Below are 17,865 nucleotides of genomic sequence, written 5' to 3' on the forward strand. Positions count from 1 at the left end.
TCGTTGAATCCGGGTTTAATTCGCCGCGATAATACATACAATCCGGCCTGCCTTGCAGCAGGCCAGATTCTAAGTTCAAGCATTACAAAATACAATTTATTTCCCACCCGGGGCTCACCTTGATTGCCGTCGCACTCGCCGCTTATTTCGCCGTTGCCGTGACAATCGCAGCACTGCTGCTATTGCCGCCCGCACGCGCCGCACTATTGAATGTCGCACTCGATTTGCATAAACGGATCAGTCGACGCACTTCGCGCAACGTCATGCGAGTACGCAGCGGCCTCAATGAATCAGTAAAAATTTCCCAATCGACGCTAGTTAATACGAAAAATTTACTTTATCGTCGCCGCTTGCTGATTTTCATTACGGCAGGTATCCTTGCGGCGCCTCCATTGCTAGCAATTGCATTGCGCGGCAAGCAGCTATTCCAGTTCGAAGGCGACACTCGCGCGCCGGACGAGAAAATCGCCGCGTTGCTGAACGGTGAACAGCTCGTGCCACCGCCGCCGCTGCCGCCCGAGGTGTTTGCAACACAGGAAGTCGAGCAGGTGCGCCCTGCCTTGGTGGATGCCAGCCGCGACTGGAATCTGCTCGACGCCGACTTCAGAACGCGCTTATTGCTCGTCTACAAGATCATGCGCGAGCAATACGGATACGAAATGGCTTTGCTGGAAGGTTATCGAAGCCCGGAGCGACAAAACCGGCTCGCGCAGCTGGGGGGCGTAACGAATGCTGCCGCATATCAGAGCTATCACCAATACGGGCTTGCCGCCGACAATGCGTTTTTGCGCAACGGCAAGATCGTCATTTCCGAAAAAGATCCGTGGGCCATGCGCGGCTACCAGCTATATGGGCAAACCGCCGAACAAGTCGGTCTCGTATGGGGCGGCCGATGGAAGCTGATGGATTTTGGCCACGTCGAATACCACAAGCCGGGCTTCGTGCTGGGCCACCGTCCGCCCGCCGCCCCCATTGCCGGACAAGCCGGACAATAAAACGCCTTACACACGCCATACGCAATGGCGCTTGCCCTAGCAAGAAAAGCGCCATTCATTGAGACCTGAACGCCATTTAGAACGCCTTATGCAACGCTTTCTCCATGCGCTGACCAACAAACGCACGATGGCCTTCATCGGCGTGCTCGTCATCGCGGTGATCCTGTTCGGCTGCGCCGCCTACTTCGACATCGCACCGATCTGGCCCGCCCTCGCGCTCGGCGCGATACTCGTGCTGATGCTGCTCACCTGGCTGTGGCGCCGCCTGGCCGCGCGCCGCGCCAACCGCAAGCTCGGCGAAATGCTCGAGCAGCAGGCCGAGACGGGCAAGGCGACGACCGCGGCGGCCCCGCCGGGCAAATCGGCGGAGCTCGAGGCGCTGCGCACGCGGCTCGCCGACGCGGTCCGCACGATCAAGACCTCGAAGATCGGCCAGATTTCGGGCGGCTCGGCGCTCTACGAGCTGCCGTGGTACATCGTCATCGGCAATCCGGCGGCCGGCAAGAGCAGCGCCGTGCTGAACTCGGGCTTGCAGTTCCCGTTCGCCGAGAAGAACGACGCCGTGATCCACGGCATCGGCGGTACGCGCAATTGCGACTGGTTCTTCACGACCGAAGGCATCCTGCTCGACACGGCGGGCCGCTATTCGGTGCACGAGGAAGACCGCACGGAGTGGCTCGGCTTTCTGGGCCTGCTCAAGCGCTATCGCCCGAAGGCGCCGATCAACGGCATCATCGTGACGGCCAGCATCGCCGAGCTCATGAGCAGCAAGCCCGATGCGACGATCCACCTCGCGCGCAGCCTGCGCCAGCGCGTGCAGGAACTGACCGAGAAGCTCGAGGTGTTCGCGCCCGTCTACGTGATGTTCACGAAGGCCGACCTCATCACGGGCTTCGCCGAATTCTTCGGCGGCGGCGAACGTCAAGAGTACGACCGCGTGTGGGGCGCCACGCTGCCCTACGAACGCGACGGCAAGCGTGACGTCGTCGCACAGTTCGACGAGCGTTTCGAAGAGCTGTATGAAGGACTCAAGGAAGTCAGCATCGCGCAGATGTCGATCAACCGCGGCAACAAGCTTGCACCGGGCCAGCTGAGCTTCCCGCTCGAATTTCTGGCGATCAAGCCTGCGCTGCGGGTGTTCCTCGCGACGCTGTTCGAAGAGAATCCGTTCCAGTACAAGCCGATCCTGCGCGGCTTCTACTTCACGAGCGCCTTGCAGGAAGGCCAGGCGAATAGCGCGGCGGCGCAACGGATCGGTCAGCGCTTCGGCCTCGACATCGAGAACATGCCGACGCCGCAGGCCGCCATGTCCAAGAACGGCTTCTTCCTGCGCGATCTGTTCTCGAAGGTCATCTTCGCCGATCGCCAGACCGTGCGCCAGTTCGCGAGCCCCGCGAAAACGCGCATGCGCTACGGCACGTTCTTCGCGTTCGTCGCCGTGCTCGCGCTCGCGCTGGGCGGCTGGACCTGGTCGACGATCGGCAACCAGCAGTTGACCGCCAACGTGCAGGCCGACCTCGACAACATCACGCGGCTCCAGCAGAACCGCAACGACCTGCAATCGCGCCTGCAGGCGATGGATATCCTGGCGGACCGCATCGACCAGCTCGAACAGTTCCGCCGCGAGCGGCCGATCTCGGTGTCGCTGGGCCTCTATCAGGGCGACCGCATCGAGCAACGCTTGATCGGCGAATACTATCGCGGCATCAAGCAGTTGATGCTCGACCCGGTTTCGCAGAACCTCACGTCGTTCCTGAAGGAAGTCAACGCGCATCCCGATCAGCTGGCCCCGCTCACGCATCCGCCCGAGTCCGGCGCGATCCCCGTGTCCGCGCGCCCAAGCACGGCGCAAACGGCGCAGAACCCGCAAGGCGGCCTCTACAGCGATGCTTCGCCGACCAACGTCGAGGACGCCTACAACGCGCTGAAGACGTACCTGATGCTGTCGGACAAGCGCCACGTCGAAGCCGCGCATCTGACCGATCAGCTCGCACGCTTCTGGCGCGGCTGGCTCGAAACGAATCGCGGCAACATGCCGCGCGATCAGATGATCAGGAGCGCCGAGCGCATGATCACGTTCTATCTGTCGCGCGTGAACGACAACCAGTGGCCGATGATCGACGCGAACCTCTCGCTCGTCGACCAGACGCGCGAAAACCTGCGCCACGTGGTGCGCGGCATGCCGGCCCGTCAGCGCGTCTATGAAGAAATCAAGGCGCGCGCCTCGACGCGGTTCGCGCCGATGACGATCGCGCGCATCGTCGGCGAGACCAACACGAACCTCGTCGGCGGCAGCTACGCGATTCCGGGCACGTTCACACGCGAAGCGTGGTTCCAGTACGTGCAGCCGGCCATCCGCGACGCGGCGACCAAGGAACTGCAAGCGAAGGACTGGGTGCTCAACACGTCGTCGCAAGACGACCTGACGCTCGAGGGCAGCCCCGAGCAGATCCAGAAGGCGCTCGTACTCATGTACAAGACCGAGTACGCGCAGCACTGGCAGCGCTTCATGCAGGGTGTCGCCGTGCAGGACTTCGGCAACTTCCAGCAGGCCGTCGATGCGATGAACCGCCTCGGCGATCCGCAGGATTCGCCGATCCGCAAGATCCTCGAAACGGCTTACGATCAGACGGCCTGGGACAACCCGGCACTCGCCGCGAGCACGTTCACGAAAGCACAAAACGGCGTGACGAGCTGGTTCAAGCGCCTGTTCGGTTCGCATGAGCAAGCGGTGCAGAACGCCGGCGTCGAACTCGACCTGAGCGGCATGGCCCCGTCGATCGGCCCCGTGGGCAGCGCCTTTGCCGGCCTCGCGCGCATCGCCACGACGCAGGACAACAACTCGCTGCTGCGCGGCTACATGGATTCGCTGTCGAAGGTGCGCACGCGCTTCAACCTGTTGAAGAACCAGGGCGACCCCGGCCCCGGCGCGCGCCAGCTCATGCAGCAGACGCTCGACGGCAGCGGCTCGGAGCTCGCCGATGCACTGAAGTTCGTCGACGAGCAGATGCTGACGGGCCTCACCGACGATCAACGCAAGGCGCTGCGGCCGCTGCTCGTGCGACCGCTGATGCAAGCGTTCGCCGTCACGATCGAGCCGGCCAGCGACGAAGTGAACAAGGTGTGGAACGCGCAGGTGTATCAGCAGTTCCAGACCTCGCTCGCGAACAAGTATCCGTTCTCGGGCGATGCGAAGGTCGAAGCGGCCGCCGGCGAAATCGCGCAGGTGTTCGGTCCCGACGGCGCTGTCTCGAAGTTCGTCGGCACGACGCTGGGCCCTCTGGCCGTGCGCCGCGGCGACACGCTGAGTCCGCGCACGTGGGGCGGCATGGGCATCGCGCTCACGCCGGAATTCACGAACGGCTTCGCGCGCTGGGTGGCCCCGCTCTCGGGTGCCGCCGCCTCGAGCCAGGCGTCGTCGGAACCGCAGACGGTATTCCAGATCATGCCGCAGCCTGGCGCGGGCACGACCGAGTACACGATCCTCATCGACGGCCAGCAGCTGCGCTACCGCAACATGCCGCCGCAGTGGGCGAACTTCGTCTGGCCGAACTCGCAGGGCAGCCCCGGCGCCTCGCTGACGGCGACGACCCTCGACGGCCGCACGATCCAGCTCGTGAACGAGCCGGGCCACTACGGTCTCGAGAAGCTCATCAACTCGGCACAGCGCAAGCGCAATCCGGACGGCACGTTCGATCTGTCGTGGACGCAAGGGACCGTGACGGTCGCGTTGAAGATGCGCATCATCAGCACCTCGCAGCCGACCGGCGCAGGTGCGGGCGGCGGCGAGACGCCGCAGCAGAGCCTGCGCGGCGCACGTCTGCCCTCCTCCGTCGCCGATGCAGCGGCGGCGCACTCGGCCGCTAGCGCGGCGATCGGCCTGCCGCAGCCGGCCTCTGGCGCGACGTCCAGCACCGCCGCTGGCGGCAGCGGAGCAGCAGGCGGCGAGCCGGCCACCACCCCGGCCACGCCGAACGCGGCCGCCACGAACCAGGGAGCGGCGCAATGATGCAATCGATCCAGGCGCAACTTGCCTACTTCGGCAAGATCCCGTCGCGCGGCGACTTCGTCAAGAGCACGCACAGCCCGCAGCTCCTGCAGACACTCGACCGTTGGGTGGCACAGGCGATGGAACTGCTCGCCGAAGACCCACGCTGGAAGATCGTCTACGAGAACGCCAAGCCCATGCACTTCGCGTTCCTCGGCTCGCAGAGCAAGCTCGCGATCGCGGGCCACATGATGTCGAGCCACGACGTCTCGTCGCGGCGCTTTCCGCTGTTGGCGGCAACGGCGCTCGAAGTCGAGCGTCCGCTCGCCTTTCTGGCGCGCAGCCCGCTCGCGTTCGCACGGCTATGGTCGCGTGCGCAAACCCAGATGCGCGAAGCGCACGACAGCGCCGAACCGACCGCCGCGCTGCAGGCGCTAGGCGACACGCAGGTGCCGATCGACGTCGGCGTGACGAACTCGCACGACGGCACGTTCGCCGACTTCCTCGAGCACCAGACGCTCGCGGGCCTCGAGCAGATGCTGCTCGGCAGCGGCCACCCGGTGCGGCTGCGCGGCGCGATGCTGGCGCTCGGCTCGCTGCTCAAGCCCGTCATGCAGAGCAAGTCACCGCATCTCGAGCGCGGCCTGACCTTGCCGCTGCCGAACGAGCCCTTCTATCGCAGCCTCGTCGCCGCGTTCTGGCTCGAGCTCGTGGCGCCGTTTCTCGCGCAGGCCGACTTCGAGATCGCGATCTTCATCGGCACGATCGCCGAACGCGAGCGGCTCGTGATCGGCTTCAACGGCGCCTCCGCGAAGACGCTGCACAGCGTCATCGATCCGCAGGCCTATTGTGCGCACAACATCGACATCGACGATCCCGAGTGGATCGACGAACATGCCCAGAACGAACATGGAATCAGCAAGCTCGTCAGCTATCTCGACCAACCTCAACTGTCGCTGCGCATCGCGGTCGACACGTTCCGCGAAGCGTTCATCGGGGCTTGATGTCATGACGTTCTCTGCTTCCCCGCTCTACAAGCGGCCCGCGCTGGCTGCGCTCGCCGCGGCCAGCTGCCTGCTGCTGGCCGGCTCCGCGTATGCCGACAACGCCGGCCCCGCCAACGTGACGCCCGTCGACAACAGCGGCATCCGCATCCACACCACGGTGTTGCCGCCGCCGAGCCAGCCGCAAGCGGCACAGGCTGCGCCGGCTACGGCGGTCACGCACGTGCCGGCCGCGGCCGACGCGACGCCGGGCCAAGTGGTCGTCAGCGGCAAGGTGCCCGACGAAGCGACGCGTGACGCGGTGCTCGCGCGCCTGCGCGACACCTACGGCGCGGCCAACGTCGTCGACCAGATCGAGATCGGCAGCGTGGCGACGCCGCCGAACTGGAGCGCCAACGTGCAAAAGCTGCTCGGTTCGCAACTGAAGCAGATCAGCAAGGGGCAACTGAAAATCGACGGCACGCAGATCGACGTGAAGGGTGAAGTCGGCAACGAAGCGCAGCGCCAGCAGATCGCGAGCGATATGGCCACCGCGCTGAACCCGACCTACACGATCCGCAACGCGTTGCGCGTGAGCGCATCGGAACAGAGCGTGCTCGATACGACGCTCGCGAACCGCACGATCGAGTTCGAGACGGGCAGCGCGACGCTGACGCCGCAAGGCCGCGCGATCCTCGATCAGATGGCCTCCGCGCTCGTGAAGATGCAGAACAAGACCGTCGAGATCATCGGGCATACCGATAACGCCGGCAGCCGCGCGTCGAACATCGCGTTGAGCCAGGCGCGCGCCGACGCGGTGAAGGGCTATCTCGTCGCGAAGGGCATCGCCCCGCAGACGATGGCGACGATGGGGGTCGGCCCCGATCAGCCGATCGCCTCGAACAGCACCGATGACGGCCGCGCACGTAACCGGCGTATCGAGTTCCGCGTCGGCCAGTAACGACGACGAAGGCCACGCCACCTGACGACGGGGGCCGTGCTCGAGCGAGCGCGGCCCCCGTCGCCATTTGGGAGGCGGCCTGGCCGCTTCCGTTGGTAACTTGCGCTCAGCTCTCGCCGTCGGTCTTCACGCCGAGCAGCTCGCGAATGTGCGCGAGCGAGCCGTCGTCCTTCACGACCGTCGCCAACCACTTGTGCAGCGGCATGTCGGCCCACTCGGCGGCCTTCTCGGCCAGATAGGCGGCCGGGCTGTGCGGCTCGGTCGCGCGCAGGAATTGAGCGACGGCACGCAATTGGCGCACGCAATCCGCGCGGCTCTCGATCGCACCCACTCGAACGGTGGGCGTGGCAACGGGCATGGCGATCTCGTCAATGGGCAGGGTTTTGAAGCTCGGCTCGGTGCGCCCGGCAGCGGTGGTCTGCGCGTTCGAAGAAGGGGCTTCGGGCTTGGACTCAGGCGTCAATGCACCGATCTCACGCGCGAAGCGTTCGGCCAGGCCATACACGGTTTCGTAGGCGTCCTTCGTCTGGCGAAAGCTCGGCGCCTGATCGCCGGCACGCTGGTCGAGCTCGGCTTCGAGCGCGCGCAGCGCCGACTCGAACGCTTTCAAATCGGCGAGCAAGCTGCGATAGAACGCTACCGGCGTCGCGCGCTTGGACGCGTCGATCTCGTCGATCGAGGGTTTGCCGCGCGCAATCTCGTCGGCCTGATCGGGATTGCGCTTGATAGCCTGTGCGACGTTCATCGCCACGTCCCAATCGAGTGCGCTATAGCTGGCCGAACTGCTTTGCGTGAGCGGCATGTCACGCAGCAGCTGCACCGTGCGGCCCACGAGCCAGCTCACGTTGCCGAGCCGGTACTCGGTGTCGTCACCTTCCGGCAATGGATGCAGCGCATCCCAGAAGCGTTCGCTCAAACCCGCCAGCAGCGTGTAGCCCTGCGTGAGACCGGGCACGCCCTGCTTGATCGCCAGCGCTTCGGTGAGCCACGCCGCGAGCCGCAGGTCCTTCGTCTGCGAGCTGAGCAGCGTCGTGCAGCGTTCGATGACGAAGCCCCAGTCGGCCTCCTTGATTTCGGTGACCCATTCGCCCTGGTCGAGCGAAGGATCGTCGAAGCGACGCGCATGCGTGATGGCGTCGAAGTCCGCCGAGAACAGCAGATCTTCGCCGCACGGCGAGGACTCCGACAGCGGAGCGAACAACGGAACGAGATCGATCGGCATGTCAGGCCACCTTGTATTCGAATTGGCCGGACTCGAGCGCACGCGCCTCGATGCGCTCGATGCGCTCGCCTTGTGCGATGCGGCCCAGCACGTGCTGGGCGAGTTCCGGCAGCAGCGTGCCGTTCAGGATGTGATCGACGTTGCGCGCCCCCGAATCGACCTCGGTGCAACGCGCGAGCACGGCATCGACCAGCGATTCGTCCCACGCGAACACCGCGCGATGGTTGGCTGCGATGCGATCGCGAATGCGCGAAAGCTTGAGCTCGATGATCTCGGCCAGCACGTCGTCGGAAATCGGGTAGTACGGCACCACCTTCAACCGGCCCAGGAACGCGGGCTTGAACGCCTTGTACAGCTGCGGACGCAGCGTCTCGGCAAGCTCGTCAGCGCTCGGCAGTTCTTCGGCAGGCTTGTTCAGGCACGCCTGCATGACGTTCGAAGAGCCCACGTTCGAGGTGAGGATGATCAACGCATGGCGGAAATCGATCTCGCGCCCTTCGGCGTCGTCGAGCGTGCCCTTGTCGAACACCTGGAAGAACATCTCCAGCACGTCGGGGTGGGCCTTCTCGACCTCGTCGAGCAGCACGACCGAATACGGATTGCGCCGCACGGCCTCGGTCAGTACGCCACCTTCGCCATAGCCCACGTAGCCGGGCGGCGAGCCCTTCAGGCCCGAGACGCTGTGCGCTTCCTGATACTCGCTCATGTTGATCGTGACGAGCTTGCGTTCGCCGCCGTACAGGATGTCGGCCAGCGCCAGTGCCGTCTCGGTCTTGCCGACGCCCGACGGGCCGACGAACAGGAACACGCCGCGCGGCTTGTTCGGGTCCTCGAGGTTGGCACTCGCGGTACGCACGCGCTGTGCAATCGCATCGAGCGCGTGGTCCTGGCCGATCACGCGCGCCGTCAGCAGATCCTGAAGATTCAGCACCGTGTCGATTTCGTCCTTGACCATGCTGCCGAGCGGAATACCGGTCCACGACGCCACGATCTGAGCCACGACATGCGCATCGACCTGCAACGGCACCATCGGGTGCGCTTGCTGCAACGCCTGCAATTCGCCCGTCGCCTGGGCTAGCGCCGCACGCGCGGTCCCGGCCTGATCGGGCGAGGCCGCCTCCAGCTCGCAGCGCAGCGTGCCGATGCGCGTGACGAGCGCACGCTCCTGTTCATAGCGGGCCTCATCGAGCGCCAGCCCGGTCACGTCGGTGTCGCGCGCGCGGCGCAACTCGGCCAGGCGCTCCTCGTGCGCGGCGCCCGTCATGCCCGTGGCCGTTTCGCGCTCGAGCGAGGCGATCTCGACGTCGATGCGCTCGATCCGCTTGCGCGCATCGTCGATCGCAGCCGGTGTCGAGCCGTGCGCGAGCGCGACCTTGGCGCAGGCCGTATCGAGCACGCCGATCGCCTTGTCGGGCAGTTGCCGCCCCGTAATGTAGCGATGCGACAGCCGCACGGCCTCGGTGATCGCTTCGTCGAGAATGCGAACCTTGAAGTGCGCTTCCATGCGCGCGGCCAGGCCCCGCACCATCGCGGCCGCCAGCATCTCGTTCGGCTCCTCGATCTTCACGACCTGGAAGCGCCGTGCGAGCGCCACGTCTTTCTCGAAGTACTTGCGATATTCGCTCCACGTGGTCGCGGCGATCGTGCGCAGCTCGCCGCGCGCGAGGGCCGGCTTGAGCAGGTTGGCCGCATCGTTCTGGCCCGCCTGTCCGCCGGCGCCGATGATCGTATGCGCCTCGTCGATGAACAGCACGATCGGCACCGCGCTCTTCTTCACTTCGTCGATCACGTTCTTCAGGCGGTTCTCGAACTCGCCCTTCACGCTGGCCCCGGCTTGCAGCAGCCCCATGTCGAGCACATGCAGCGCAACGCCCACCAGCGGCCCCGGCACATCGCCGGCCGCGATGCGCAGCGCCAACCCCTCGACGACGGCCGTCTTGCCGACGCCGGCTTCGCCCGTGAGGATCGGATTGTTCTGGCGGCGGCGCATCAGGATGTCGATGGTCTGCCGGATCTCGGCTTCGCGGCCGATCACGGGATCGATGTTGCCTTCGCGCGCGCGTTGCGTGAGGTTGGTCGTGTACGTGTCGAGCGCCGGCGTTTTCGAGGCGCCAGGCTGCGGGATCGGATCGGACGCCGCATCGAGCGCGCCCGCCCCCTCACCGGCTTCGACCGCGCGCATCGCTTCGCTCGATCCCGCCGTCGTCTCGTCGAACTTGTGCTTCAGATGCTCGACGGCGATGCGCGAGAACACCGACGACATCCGCTGCGCGAACTGCGCGAGATCGGGGGCGACCAGCAAAGCGAGCAGCAAGTGCCCCGAGCGGATGCGCGCCGCCTGCGAATCGAGCGAGGCGATGAGCCAGGCCTGTTCGAACAGTGCGATCAGATGCGGCGAAAAGACGGGCGTGCGCGTGTTGCCGGTCTTCAAGCCTTCGAGCTCGCGTTCGAGATCGCTGCGCAGCATGTCGACACTGAGCTTGTTCGTGCGCAGCACGACACACAAGTCGCTCGTCTTGTCCTCGAGCAGCGTGAGGAACAGATGTTCGAGATCCACTTCGTAGTGGCCGCGCGCGAGGCAGAGGCTCGCGGCGCGCGTGGCCGCATCGAGGCAAAGCGCGTCGAGCTTGGCGATCAGGGTCTTCAAAGGCGTGCTCATGAATGGGCAGTCCGTTCTCGTAAGGTCAATGGATGACGTGTAGGTCGTAACGTGCGTCGTCGCGATCGCGTTCGCTCTCGCGCGTGGAAAGGAAGGCATCCCAGCCGAGCCGCGAGCCGTGGCCGAGCCGGCTCGCGCCGACCTCCTCGCGGGCCAGCACCAGCGATACCTCGTATTCGAGCGTGACGCCGGCGAGCAGCAGCAACATGCGTTCGAGCGCGGCCGCGCGCGGGGCGCCGGGCAGAAAGGCTTCGTAATCCTGCTTGCTCAAAGGCCCGATCACGAGTCGCGCGCGCATGTCGCGCTGCCAGACCCGCTCGCCGGCCAGTGCCGTCGCGCCGAGTGCCACGTTCGCGCTCCCGAGCACGCTCAAACGCTCGCGCGGCACGTCGTACCACTTGCCGACGAACTGCTCGACGCGCACGGGCACACGGAAATACTCGGCCAGCGTGCGTTGCAGATAGACGGCCGACATCGGGCGATGCCGCACCGGCAGCGCGTAGCCCGCGATCGCCTCGTCGAGCAGCGCGCCGCGACCCTGCTGCAGCTCGGCACGCGTGGGCGCGTCGGTCACCCCCGCGAGCGCCAGGAGCAGCGGCAAATAGCGCTCGTCCTTGTCGAGCTCGTAGTGAAACGGCAGTCGGTACTTCTTCCAGGCCGCGTAAAAGAGGGCTGTCGCGCGGTTCGAAAACACATCGAAGAACTCGCGCGCGGCCGAATCGCGCTGGGTGTATTCGCGCGCGATCAGCTGCTCGGTGTAGTGCAGCGGCAAAGCGCCCTGCTGGCCGAGCAGGCCGAAGAAAGACGGCGTCAGATCGACGCGCGAGAGCGCGCCTTGCGACACCGCCTCGCGGCGCTCTTCGTCGCCCGCCAGCGCGGCCCCACTCTTGCCGTAGGGCGTCGCGCGCTCGAGCTCGCTCGGCGCGAACGTCAGCGACAGTGTGTTGCGAAACACGATGCGTTGCGCGACACGCTCGCCCGGACGGCCTGGGGCACGCTGCGAGAACCACTTCTCGAGCATCCGCACGGCCTGAAAGAACTGGAAGCGATACGGCTCGCTAAGGAGCCGCTCGACTACGCCAGCATCGACTCTGCGCTGCGCGGCTTGCATCGCATGATCTCCTCGCCGGTCCGCTTGGACACGGCAACCAATTGCACAAAGCTGTTCAGGTGGACGTACAGCCCAAAAAACGTGTCGAGCACACGCACGAATGACGCGAGACTCGTGCCGACGAAGTTGGCTTCGTCGACCGTCACGCGGATCTCCATGCCACGCACGAACGTCGCGAATGGCTGCCCGGGCAGCCACTGGACGGCGCCGCGTTGTTCGATGCCGACGAGCCCTTCGATATGGCGTGCCGACACGGCGCTGCGCCGCAGGTCGTACAGCACCAGTATTTCCTTGAGCGCGGCGAGCCCTTGCTCCGCCAGCGACACATGGTTCAGCGCCAGATGCGCCACGAGCCGCCAATGCATCAACGGCCCGCGCGGCACGCGCACGCTCGGTGTAGGGCGGCTCAGCATCGCAATGGGGCCGGCCCGCTTCGTACCGGGCGTATCGTCGGCGCCGTGCGTCTCCTCGACGAACAGATCGCCCCCCTCGAGCCCGATCGCGAGCGCAGCGGGCCAGTCGCGGTTCGTGCAGGTGAGCGCGAGGCTCAGCGTATCGGTCCGCGACTCACCCGGTTCGAAGTCGGCATCGACCAGCGAGATCTCCGTTTCGTAGCCGGGACTCACGCGTGCCACCTCGTCATCGCGTCGCGCGAACCAGTACCGACCCGTGCGCGCGAGCTCGTCGTGATGCAATGCGTAGAACGGCCGGAATTCGGTGACGGTCTGCATAGACTGCGTATCGGCGCACTCCTTGACCAGATGCACGCGATCGATCGAATACACCTCGTAGGCATCGGCACGGCGCGCAGCGGCCAGCACCGGATACGACACGGCCTCGTGGCTCACGTGGATCGGCTCGCCGCGCTGCGCGAACAGGTTCACGACCGGCGTGCAAAAGAGCCGCAGATGATGCCGCGCCAGCGTTTCGATCAAGCGCGCGAGGTGTGCCTCGCCGCGCATCTCGCCGAGCACGACGTGCAGCGTGATGCGCATGCAGCGTTCGCTCGCGCGCAGCATCGCGCCCAGATCGAAGTCGATGAAGTTGAACTTGTCGGGAAACGCGAAGTATTCGGTCAGCAGGCGGTAGGCACTGTGCGACTTCGCAGGGAAGTCGATGAGCGCCTCGTCGTCGGCGAAACCCGCTTGCGCAACCGGCACCGCGGCGAGCGGCGTCCAGCGACGCCCCGTGCCGGTTTCGACGTAAGCCGCGCTCGCGTTGATGAACAGGCAGTCGGCCAGCGCGGCAATGAACGATTGCTCGCCGTGCAGATAGGCGCGCAACGTGTCGAGGCCGATGGCGGAGAAGTCGACGCCGCTCGTCGTCTCGAACGTGAACGAGAGCACGCCCGAGGCATTGCCGGGCAGCACGGCCGCCTCCGGGCCGAGCGCACCTAGCGGGGTGTATTGGGCATCGGCGATACGCACAGGCGCAATCGCCACGTCGTAGGCCGTGCGGAAGCGGCACCGCACGCCGCGAAGCTCGCGCGTCTCGAGCAGCGTGCCGCGTGCGATCGTGGCGACCCGATGCGCGTGCTCGAGGTCTTCCGCGTCTTTCGCCCCTTCGACGTCCTGCGCGCCGAATTGTGCGATCGAGCATGACGGAAATGGCCGCAGATAGTGCGGATACAGCACTTCGAGCAGTGCTTCGGTGAATTCGGGGTACTCGTCCGCGAGCTTCTTGTTGATGCGCGCGCCCAGCAGGGCGAACGAATCGATCATGCGCTCGACGTGCGGATCGTCGCTTTGCTCGCCCCCGGTCGCCAGATGCGACGCGATCTTTGGATATCGCTCGGCGAATTCGCGCGAATACTGGCGCAAAAACGCCAGCTCGCGCTCGTAGTAAGGCAGCAACGCTTCCATCGATATTCCCCGAGCGTGCGCTCGTCTTTACTTTAGGGCCTGTTCACCCTGCTTCGCGCACGCGGCCACGCGTGGCATCGAGGGCCCGGCCCGCTCGCGTGACGGAGTATTGCAGCGTCGATGCCTGCAGCATCGCGTCGAAGCTGACGGGCTCTTCGGCCGGATGCACGACGAGCTTCGCGCGAATGCCGAAGTAAAGCGCGTTGGTCGATTGTCCGTTTATTTCGAGTGCGACGACGACGTCGCGCAAGCGCGGTTCGTGCCGTGCGATGGCTTGCCGGATCGAATCGCAGATGAACGTGCGATCGTCGTGGCTGACGAGGCTCAAGCCCGCGAAATCGTTGAGACCGTAGGTCAGCACCGAGCGCTGGCATTCGGTCAGTTTGACGAGGTCGTGCTCGGTCAACACGATGCGCGTGTTCAGCAGCGCTTCCACATCGCGCGCCACGCGGCTCTTGAGCTCGTCCAGCGACAATTGCCGCATCGCCGCCGGAGCCGGCGAACGGGGATCGTCGTCGAACAGCTTATCGAGCAAGCTCGGTTCGAATCGCTTCATCGGACAGCGCTCGCGCCCCTCTCGTCATGACAAGCGCGAAGCGCTCAGCGGCTCGAGGGCCGCGAGCGCTCCACGCGAGTTGCGGCAATCAGACCGCGTAGGTCTTGTCGTTCTTCGTGAGGCTCCAGGCGCCTTGCGCGTTACCGCCCTGGCTGCCGCCGATCTTTTGCTGCGTGTACTTCCATTGCACGGCTGCGTACTTGAGCGAGAACTGCTCGGTCGGCAGACCTTCGCCCACGACGCTCGGTGCGATCGACGAGATGATCACGTACTTGAGCTTGATTTCGAGGTACTTGACGCGCTGGCCTTCGCCGTCCGAACGCATGAAGTCGATCGTCACTTCGTCGAACGTCGAGCCGCCCGACGCGTGTTGATAGAGCAGCGGGCTCACGACGTCGATGTCCTTCGTGAACACCATGTCGCCGTGCTCGCAGCGCTCTGCCGTATGGCCGCCGGCCGTCGATGCCGTTGCCGAACGCGGCTGCGTGATCTGGTGATTCCACGCGCTGATTTCGATCCAGTCTTTGTGGTCCTTGTCGGCCGACTCACCCTTGATAGCAGGATTGCCGAACTTCAAATAAATATCTTTCATGACTTCGCGACTCCCGGAATGGCGGTTTATAGGTGAGCCCGGGCTTGATGCCCGAGCTCTATACGTTCACATCGTTTAAGCGTTTGCCGGCTTCGGCAGATCCGCGACGAGCCGCAGCGAGATCGACAACTCGTCGAGTTGGAAATGCGGACGCAGGAATGCGACCGATCGATACGCCCCCGGCCTGCCGGGGATTTCTGCAACCTGGATCGACGCCTCACGCAACGGGAACTGCGCTTTTTGTTCTTGTGTGGCGTTGTCGTCGAGCAACACGTACTGCGAAATCCAACGGTTCAGGAACACCTCGACGTTCTGCGCCGATGCGAAGCTGCCGATCTTGTCGCGCATCATGGCCTTCAGGTAGTGGGCCACGCGCGAAACCGAGAAGATGTATTGCAGCTGCGCCGACAGCACCGCGTTCGCGTTGGCACTGTCGGTGTTGTACTTCTTCGGCTTTTGCACCGACTGCGCCGCGAAGAACGCCGCATAGTCGGAGTTCTTGCAATGCACGAGCGGAATGAAGCCGAGATCGCTGAGCTCCTTCTCGCGGCGATCGGTGATCGCGATTTCGGTCGGGCACTTGAGCGCGATTTCGCCGTCGTCGGTCTTGAACGTGTGCGTCGGCAGATCCTCGACGAGACCGCCGCCTTCCACGCCGCGAATCGCCGCGCACCAGCCGAAGTCGTCGAAGGCCGCCGTCAGGCGCGCAGCAAAAGCCCATGCCGCGTTGCACCAGAGGTACTTGCTGTGATCGGTGCCGTCGACGTTCTCGACGAAGCTGAAGCCCTCGGCCACCAGACCGTCCTTCGGGTTGTACGGCAGACGGCCCAGGAAGCGGGGCATCGTCAGACCCACGTAACGCGAATCCTCCGACTCGCGGAACGACTTCCATTTCGCGTATTCGACCGTGTCGAATACCTTGGCGAGGTCGCGCGGCTTGCCGAGGTCGGCGAACGATTCGAGACCGAGCAGCTCGGGCGAGGCCGACGTGATGAACGGCGCGTGCGCCGCAGCCGCCACGTGCGACATCTGCTCGATGAAGTACATGTCCTCGGGCTGGCGCGTCAGTTCGAAGTCGCCGATCAGCGTGCCGAACGGCGCGCCGCCGAACGTGCCGAACTCTTCTTCGTAGACCTTCTTGAACAGCGCGCTTTGATCGAATTCGGCAGCCGTCTTGAAGTCGCGCACGATCTCGCGCTTGGTGGCGTTGAACGCCTTGATCTTGATCGTCTGACCCGTGTTGCTTTCCTTGCACAGGTACTCGAGCCCGCGCCATGTGCCTTCCATGCGCTGGAATTCGGGCGCGTGCATCACTTCGCTGAGCTGCGCCGACAGCAGACGGTCGAGCTCGGCGATGCGCGCGTCGATCGTCGCGGACAGGTTGTCCGACACGACGACGGTGCCGGCCAGCACCTGCTGCACCAGCTCGCCGATGAGATCTTTCGCGCGCGCGTGTTCCGATTCCGATTTGGCGACCTTGCTCTTTTCGACGATCTCGTCGAGCAGCGAAGGCGCCGCGTTCGTTTGCGCATCGGCAAGCTGTGCCGTGGCCGTTTGCTGGTTCATCTCAACACCCCCCGCTTGTTGCTTTCTTTACTCGCCCTGCTTGTCGTTGCCGGAGCCGTCGCCGTGCTCGTCGCCTTTCCCCGCTAACGTTTGCAGTTGCTGGGTGTTGGCGAGCACTTCGCTGAGCAGGCTCTCGAGCTTGTCGTTGCCTGCCAGCTTGTTGCGCAGGTCGGCCAGCTTGGCGCGTGCCTCGAGCAGCTGACGCAGCGGCTCGATCTGCTCGACTACTTCGTCCGGGTTGAAGTCCGCCATCGAGCGGAAACGCAGATCGACCGCAAAGGTGCCACCCGCGTCGCTGAGCTCGTTCTTGACTTGGAACGCGGCACGCGGCTCGAGGCCCCTCATCACGTCGTCGAAGTTGTCGCGATCGATGTTGACGAACTTGCGATCGCGCAGCTTGGGCTGTTCGATTTCCGATTGCCCCGCAAGGTCGGCCACCACGCCGACTACGAACGGCAACTCCTTGACTTCGATCGCATCCCCGCGCTCGACTTCATAGGTCAACTGCACACGCGGCGGACGCACCTTTTGCAGGCGCTTTTGAATGCTTTCTTTCTTCGCCATCGACGGCTCCCCGGACAAAAAAAATCAAATGACCCGATCAGCGAAGCGCACTGAAGGGATCGGATGCACCGCCGCCCGCCGCGGCTTTCGGCGCGGGCTCGGCAGGCTTGGCCGCGGGCGCTGCCGGAGCGCCTTCAGCCGGCTTTTGCGCAGCGGGTGCCGAGGCGCTGGCAACCGGATGGCGCACGATGCGGCGCTTCTTCACGACCTTCTTTTCCTCGTCTTCGGGAAACAGCGTCGACTGCCCCAGCGTGTCACGCAGTTGATGCGCAAGCGCCTGAGCATCGGTCTTCGCGTCGCCGGCCAAGGCCGAATCCTGACGCAGCTGGCCCAGCGACTCGGTCGCGACGCGCAGGCCGCTGACGGCCAGCACGCTCTTCGCCTCGCGATCGTTCGAATCGCGCTGCAGCGCCTCTTGCGCGGCGACGATGGCCTGGCCGTAATGCGATTGGGCGAATTGAATTTGCGCAATACGCGACCACGGCTCTTCACGAGTCGGATCGCTCTTGGTCAACTGCTCATAAAGCGCCTGCGCGCGATTTTGATCGCCGCCCTTGGCGACGGCATCGGCGTCGGCAAGCGCTTTGTTAAATGCTTCAGGAGACGAAGCAGTCGGTCCGTCTTGCGTCGCACAACCGGCAATAGCCGCGCACACGAGCACGGCCGCGGAAAACTTTTGGGGAAGTCCTAGTTTCATGATTCTTGATACCGCCAAGCGGTTTATTGACTGACCGAGAAACCGCAGCTTTGCTTTGCGGCGAGTGCGCGCGTATAGTACCGGCCAATTTTCGACAATTCAACTTCTA

At 64.8% G+C, this 17,865-nt stretch carries 13 protein-coding genes; 4 read left to right on the forward strand and 9 right to left on the reverse strand.

Going from position 1 to position 17,865, the window contains the following annotated elements:
• Window positions 1–119: 119 nt before the first annotated feature.
• From D7S89_RS07880 to D7S89_RS07895, 4 genes are all read left to right on the forward strand, one after another.
• Window positions 120–995, forward strand: coding sequence for a M15 family metallopeptidase (locus D7S89_RS07880; RefSeq protein WP_121277053.1), 876 nt, complete (start codon window positions 120–122; stop codon window positions 993–995).
• Window positions 996–1,083: 88 nt separating this feature from the next.
• A complete protein-coding gene (tssM, locus tag D7S89_RS07885; RefSeq protein WP_121277054.1) occupies window positions 1,084–5,004 on the forward strand; it encodes a type VI secretion system membrane subunit TssM in 3,921 nt (1,306 codons plus the stop codon).
• Window positions 5,001–5,987 carry a type VI secretion system-associated protein TagF gene (tagF, locus tag D7S89_RS07890; protein WP_121277055.1) on the forward strand — a complete coding sequence of 329 codons (987 nt, stop codon included), beginning with the start codon at window positions 5,001–5,003 and terminating at the stop codon, window positions 5,985–5,987. The genes tssM and tagF overlap by 4 nt, the downstream gene beginning before the upstream one ends.
• Window positions 5,988–5,991: 4 nt before the next feature.
• Window positions 5,992–6,927, forward strand: a complete 936-nt coding sequence (locus tag D7S89_RS07895; protein WP_121277056.1) for an OmpA family protein — start codon at window positions 5,992–5,994, stop codon at window positions 6,925–6,927.
• Window positions 6,928–7,033: 106 nt separating this feature from the next.
• Here the strand turns inward: D7S89_RS07895 and tssA are convergent, their stop codons facing one another.
• From tssA to D7S89_RS07940, 9 genes are all read right to left on the reverse strand, one after another.
• A complete protein-coding gene (gene tssA, locus D7S89_RS07900; RefSeq protein ID WP_121277057.1) occupies window positions 7,034–8,149 on the reverse strand; it encodes a type VI secretion system protein TssA in 1,116 nt (371 codons plus the stop codon).
• Between the two features lies 1 nt (window position 8,150).
• Window positions 8,151–10,808, reverse strand: coding sequence for a type VI secretion system ATPase TssH (tssH, locus tag D7S89_RS07905; RefSeq protein WP_121277058.1), 2,658 nt, complete (start codon window positions 10,806–10,808; stop codon window positions 8,151–8,153).
• A gap of 25 nt (window positions 10,809–10,833) precedes the next feature.
• Entirely contained in the window at window positions 10,834–11,919 is a 1,086-nt protein-coding gene (gene tssG / locus D7S89_RS07910; protein ID WP_121277059.1) for a type VI secretion system baseplate subunit TssG, read from the reverse strand.
• Window positions 11,883–13,781, reverse strand: coding sequence for a type VI secretion system baseplate subunit TssF (tssF, locus tag D7S89_RS07915; protein WP_121277060.1), 1,899 nt, complete (start codon window positions 13,779–13,781; stop codon window positions 11,883–11,885). The genes tssG and tssF overlap by 37 nt, the downstream gene beginning before the upstream one ends.
• Window positions 13,782–13,824: 43 nt before the next feature.
• A complete protein-coding gene (gene tssE / locus D7S89_RS07920; protein WP_121277061.1) occupies window positions 13,825–14,337 on the reverse strand; it encodes a type VI secretion system baseplate subunit TssE in 513 nt (170 codons plus the stop codon).
• Window positions 14,338–14,425: 88 nt separating this feature from the next.
• Window positions 14,426–14,929, reverse strand: a complete 504-nt coding sequence (locus D7S89_RS07925) for an Hcp family type VI secretion system effector (RefSeq protein WP_121277062.1) — start codon at window positions 14,927–14,929, stop codon at window positions 14,426–14,428.
• 75 nt (window positions 14,930–15,004) lie between these two features.
• Window positions 15,005–16,495, reverse strand: coding sequence for a type VI secretion system contractile sheath large subunit (gene tssC / locus D7S89_RS07930; RefSeq protein ID WP_121277063.1), 1,491 nt, complete (start codon window positions 16,493–16,495; stop codon window positions 15,005–15,007).
• Between the two features lie 27 nt (window positions 16,496–16,522).
• Window positions 16,523–17,059 (reverse strand): type VI secretion system contractile sheath small subunit, encoded by a 537-nt coding sequence (tssB, locus tag D7S89_RS07935; protein WP_121277064.1) that lies wholly within the window; start codon window positions 17,057–17,059, stop codon window positions 16,523–16,525.
• A gap of 37 nt (window positions 17,060–17,096) precedes the next feature.
• Window positions 17,097–17,756, reverse strand: a complete 660-nt coding sequence (locus tag D7S89_RS07940; RefSeq protein ID WP_183085121.1) for a tetratricopeptide repeat protein — start codon at window positions 17,754–17,756, stop codon at window positions 17,097–17,099.
• Between the last annotated feature and the right edge of the window lie 109 nt (window positions 17,757–17,865).

This window comes from Trinickia fusca (assembly GCF_003628145.1).
Taxonomy (GTDB): domain Bacteria; phylum Pseudomonadota; class Gammaproteobacteria; order Burkholderiales; family Burkholderiaceae; genus Trinickia; species Trinickia fusca.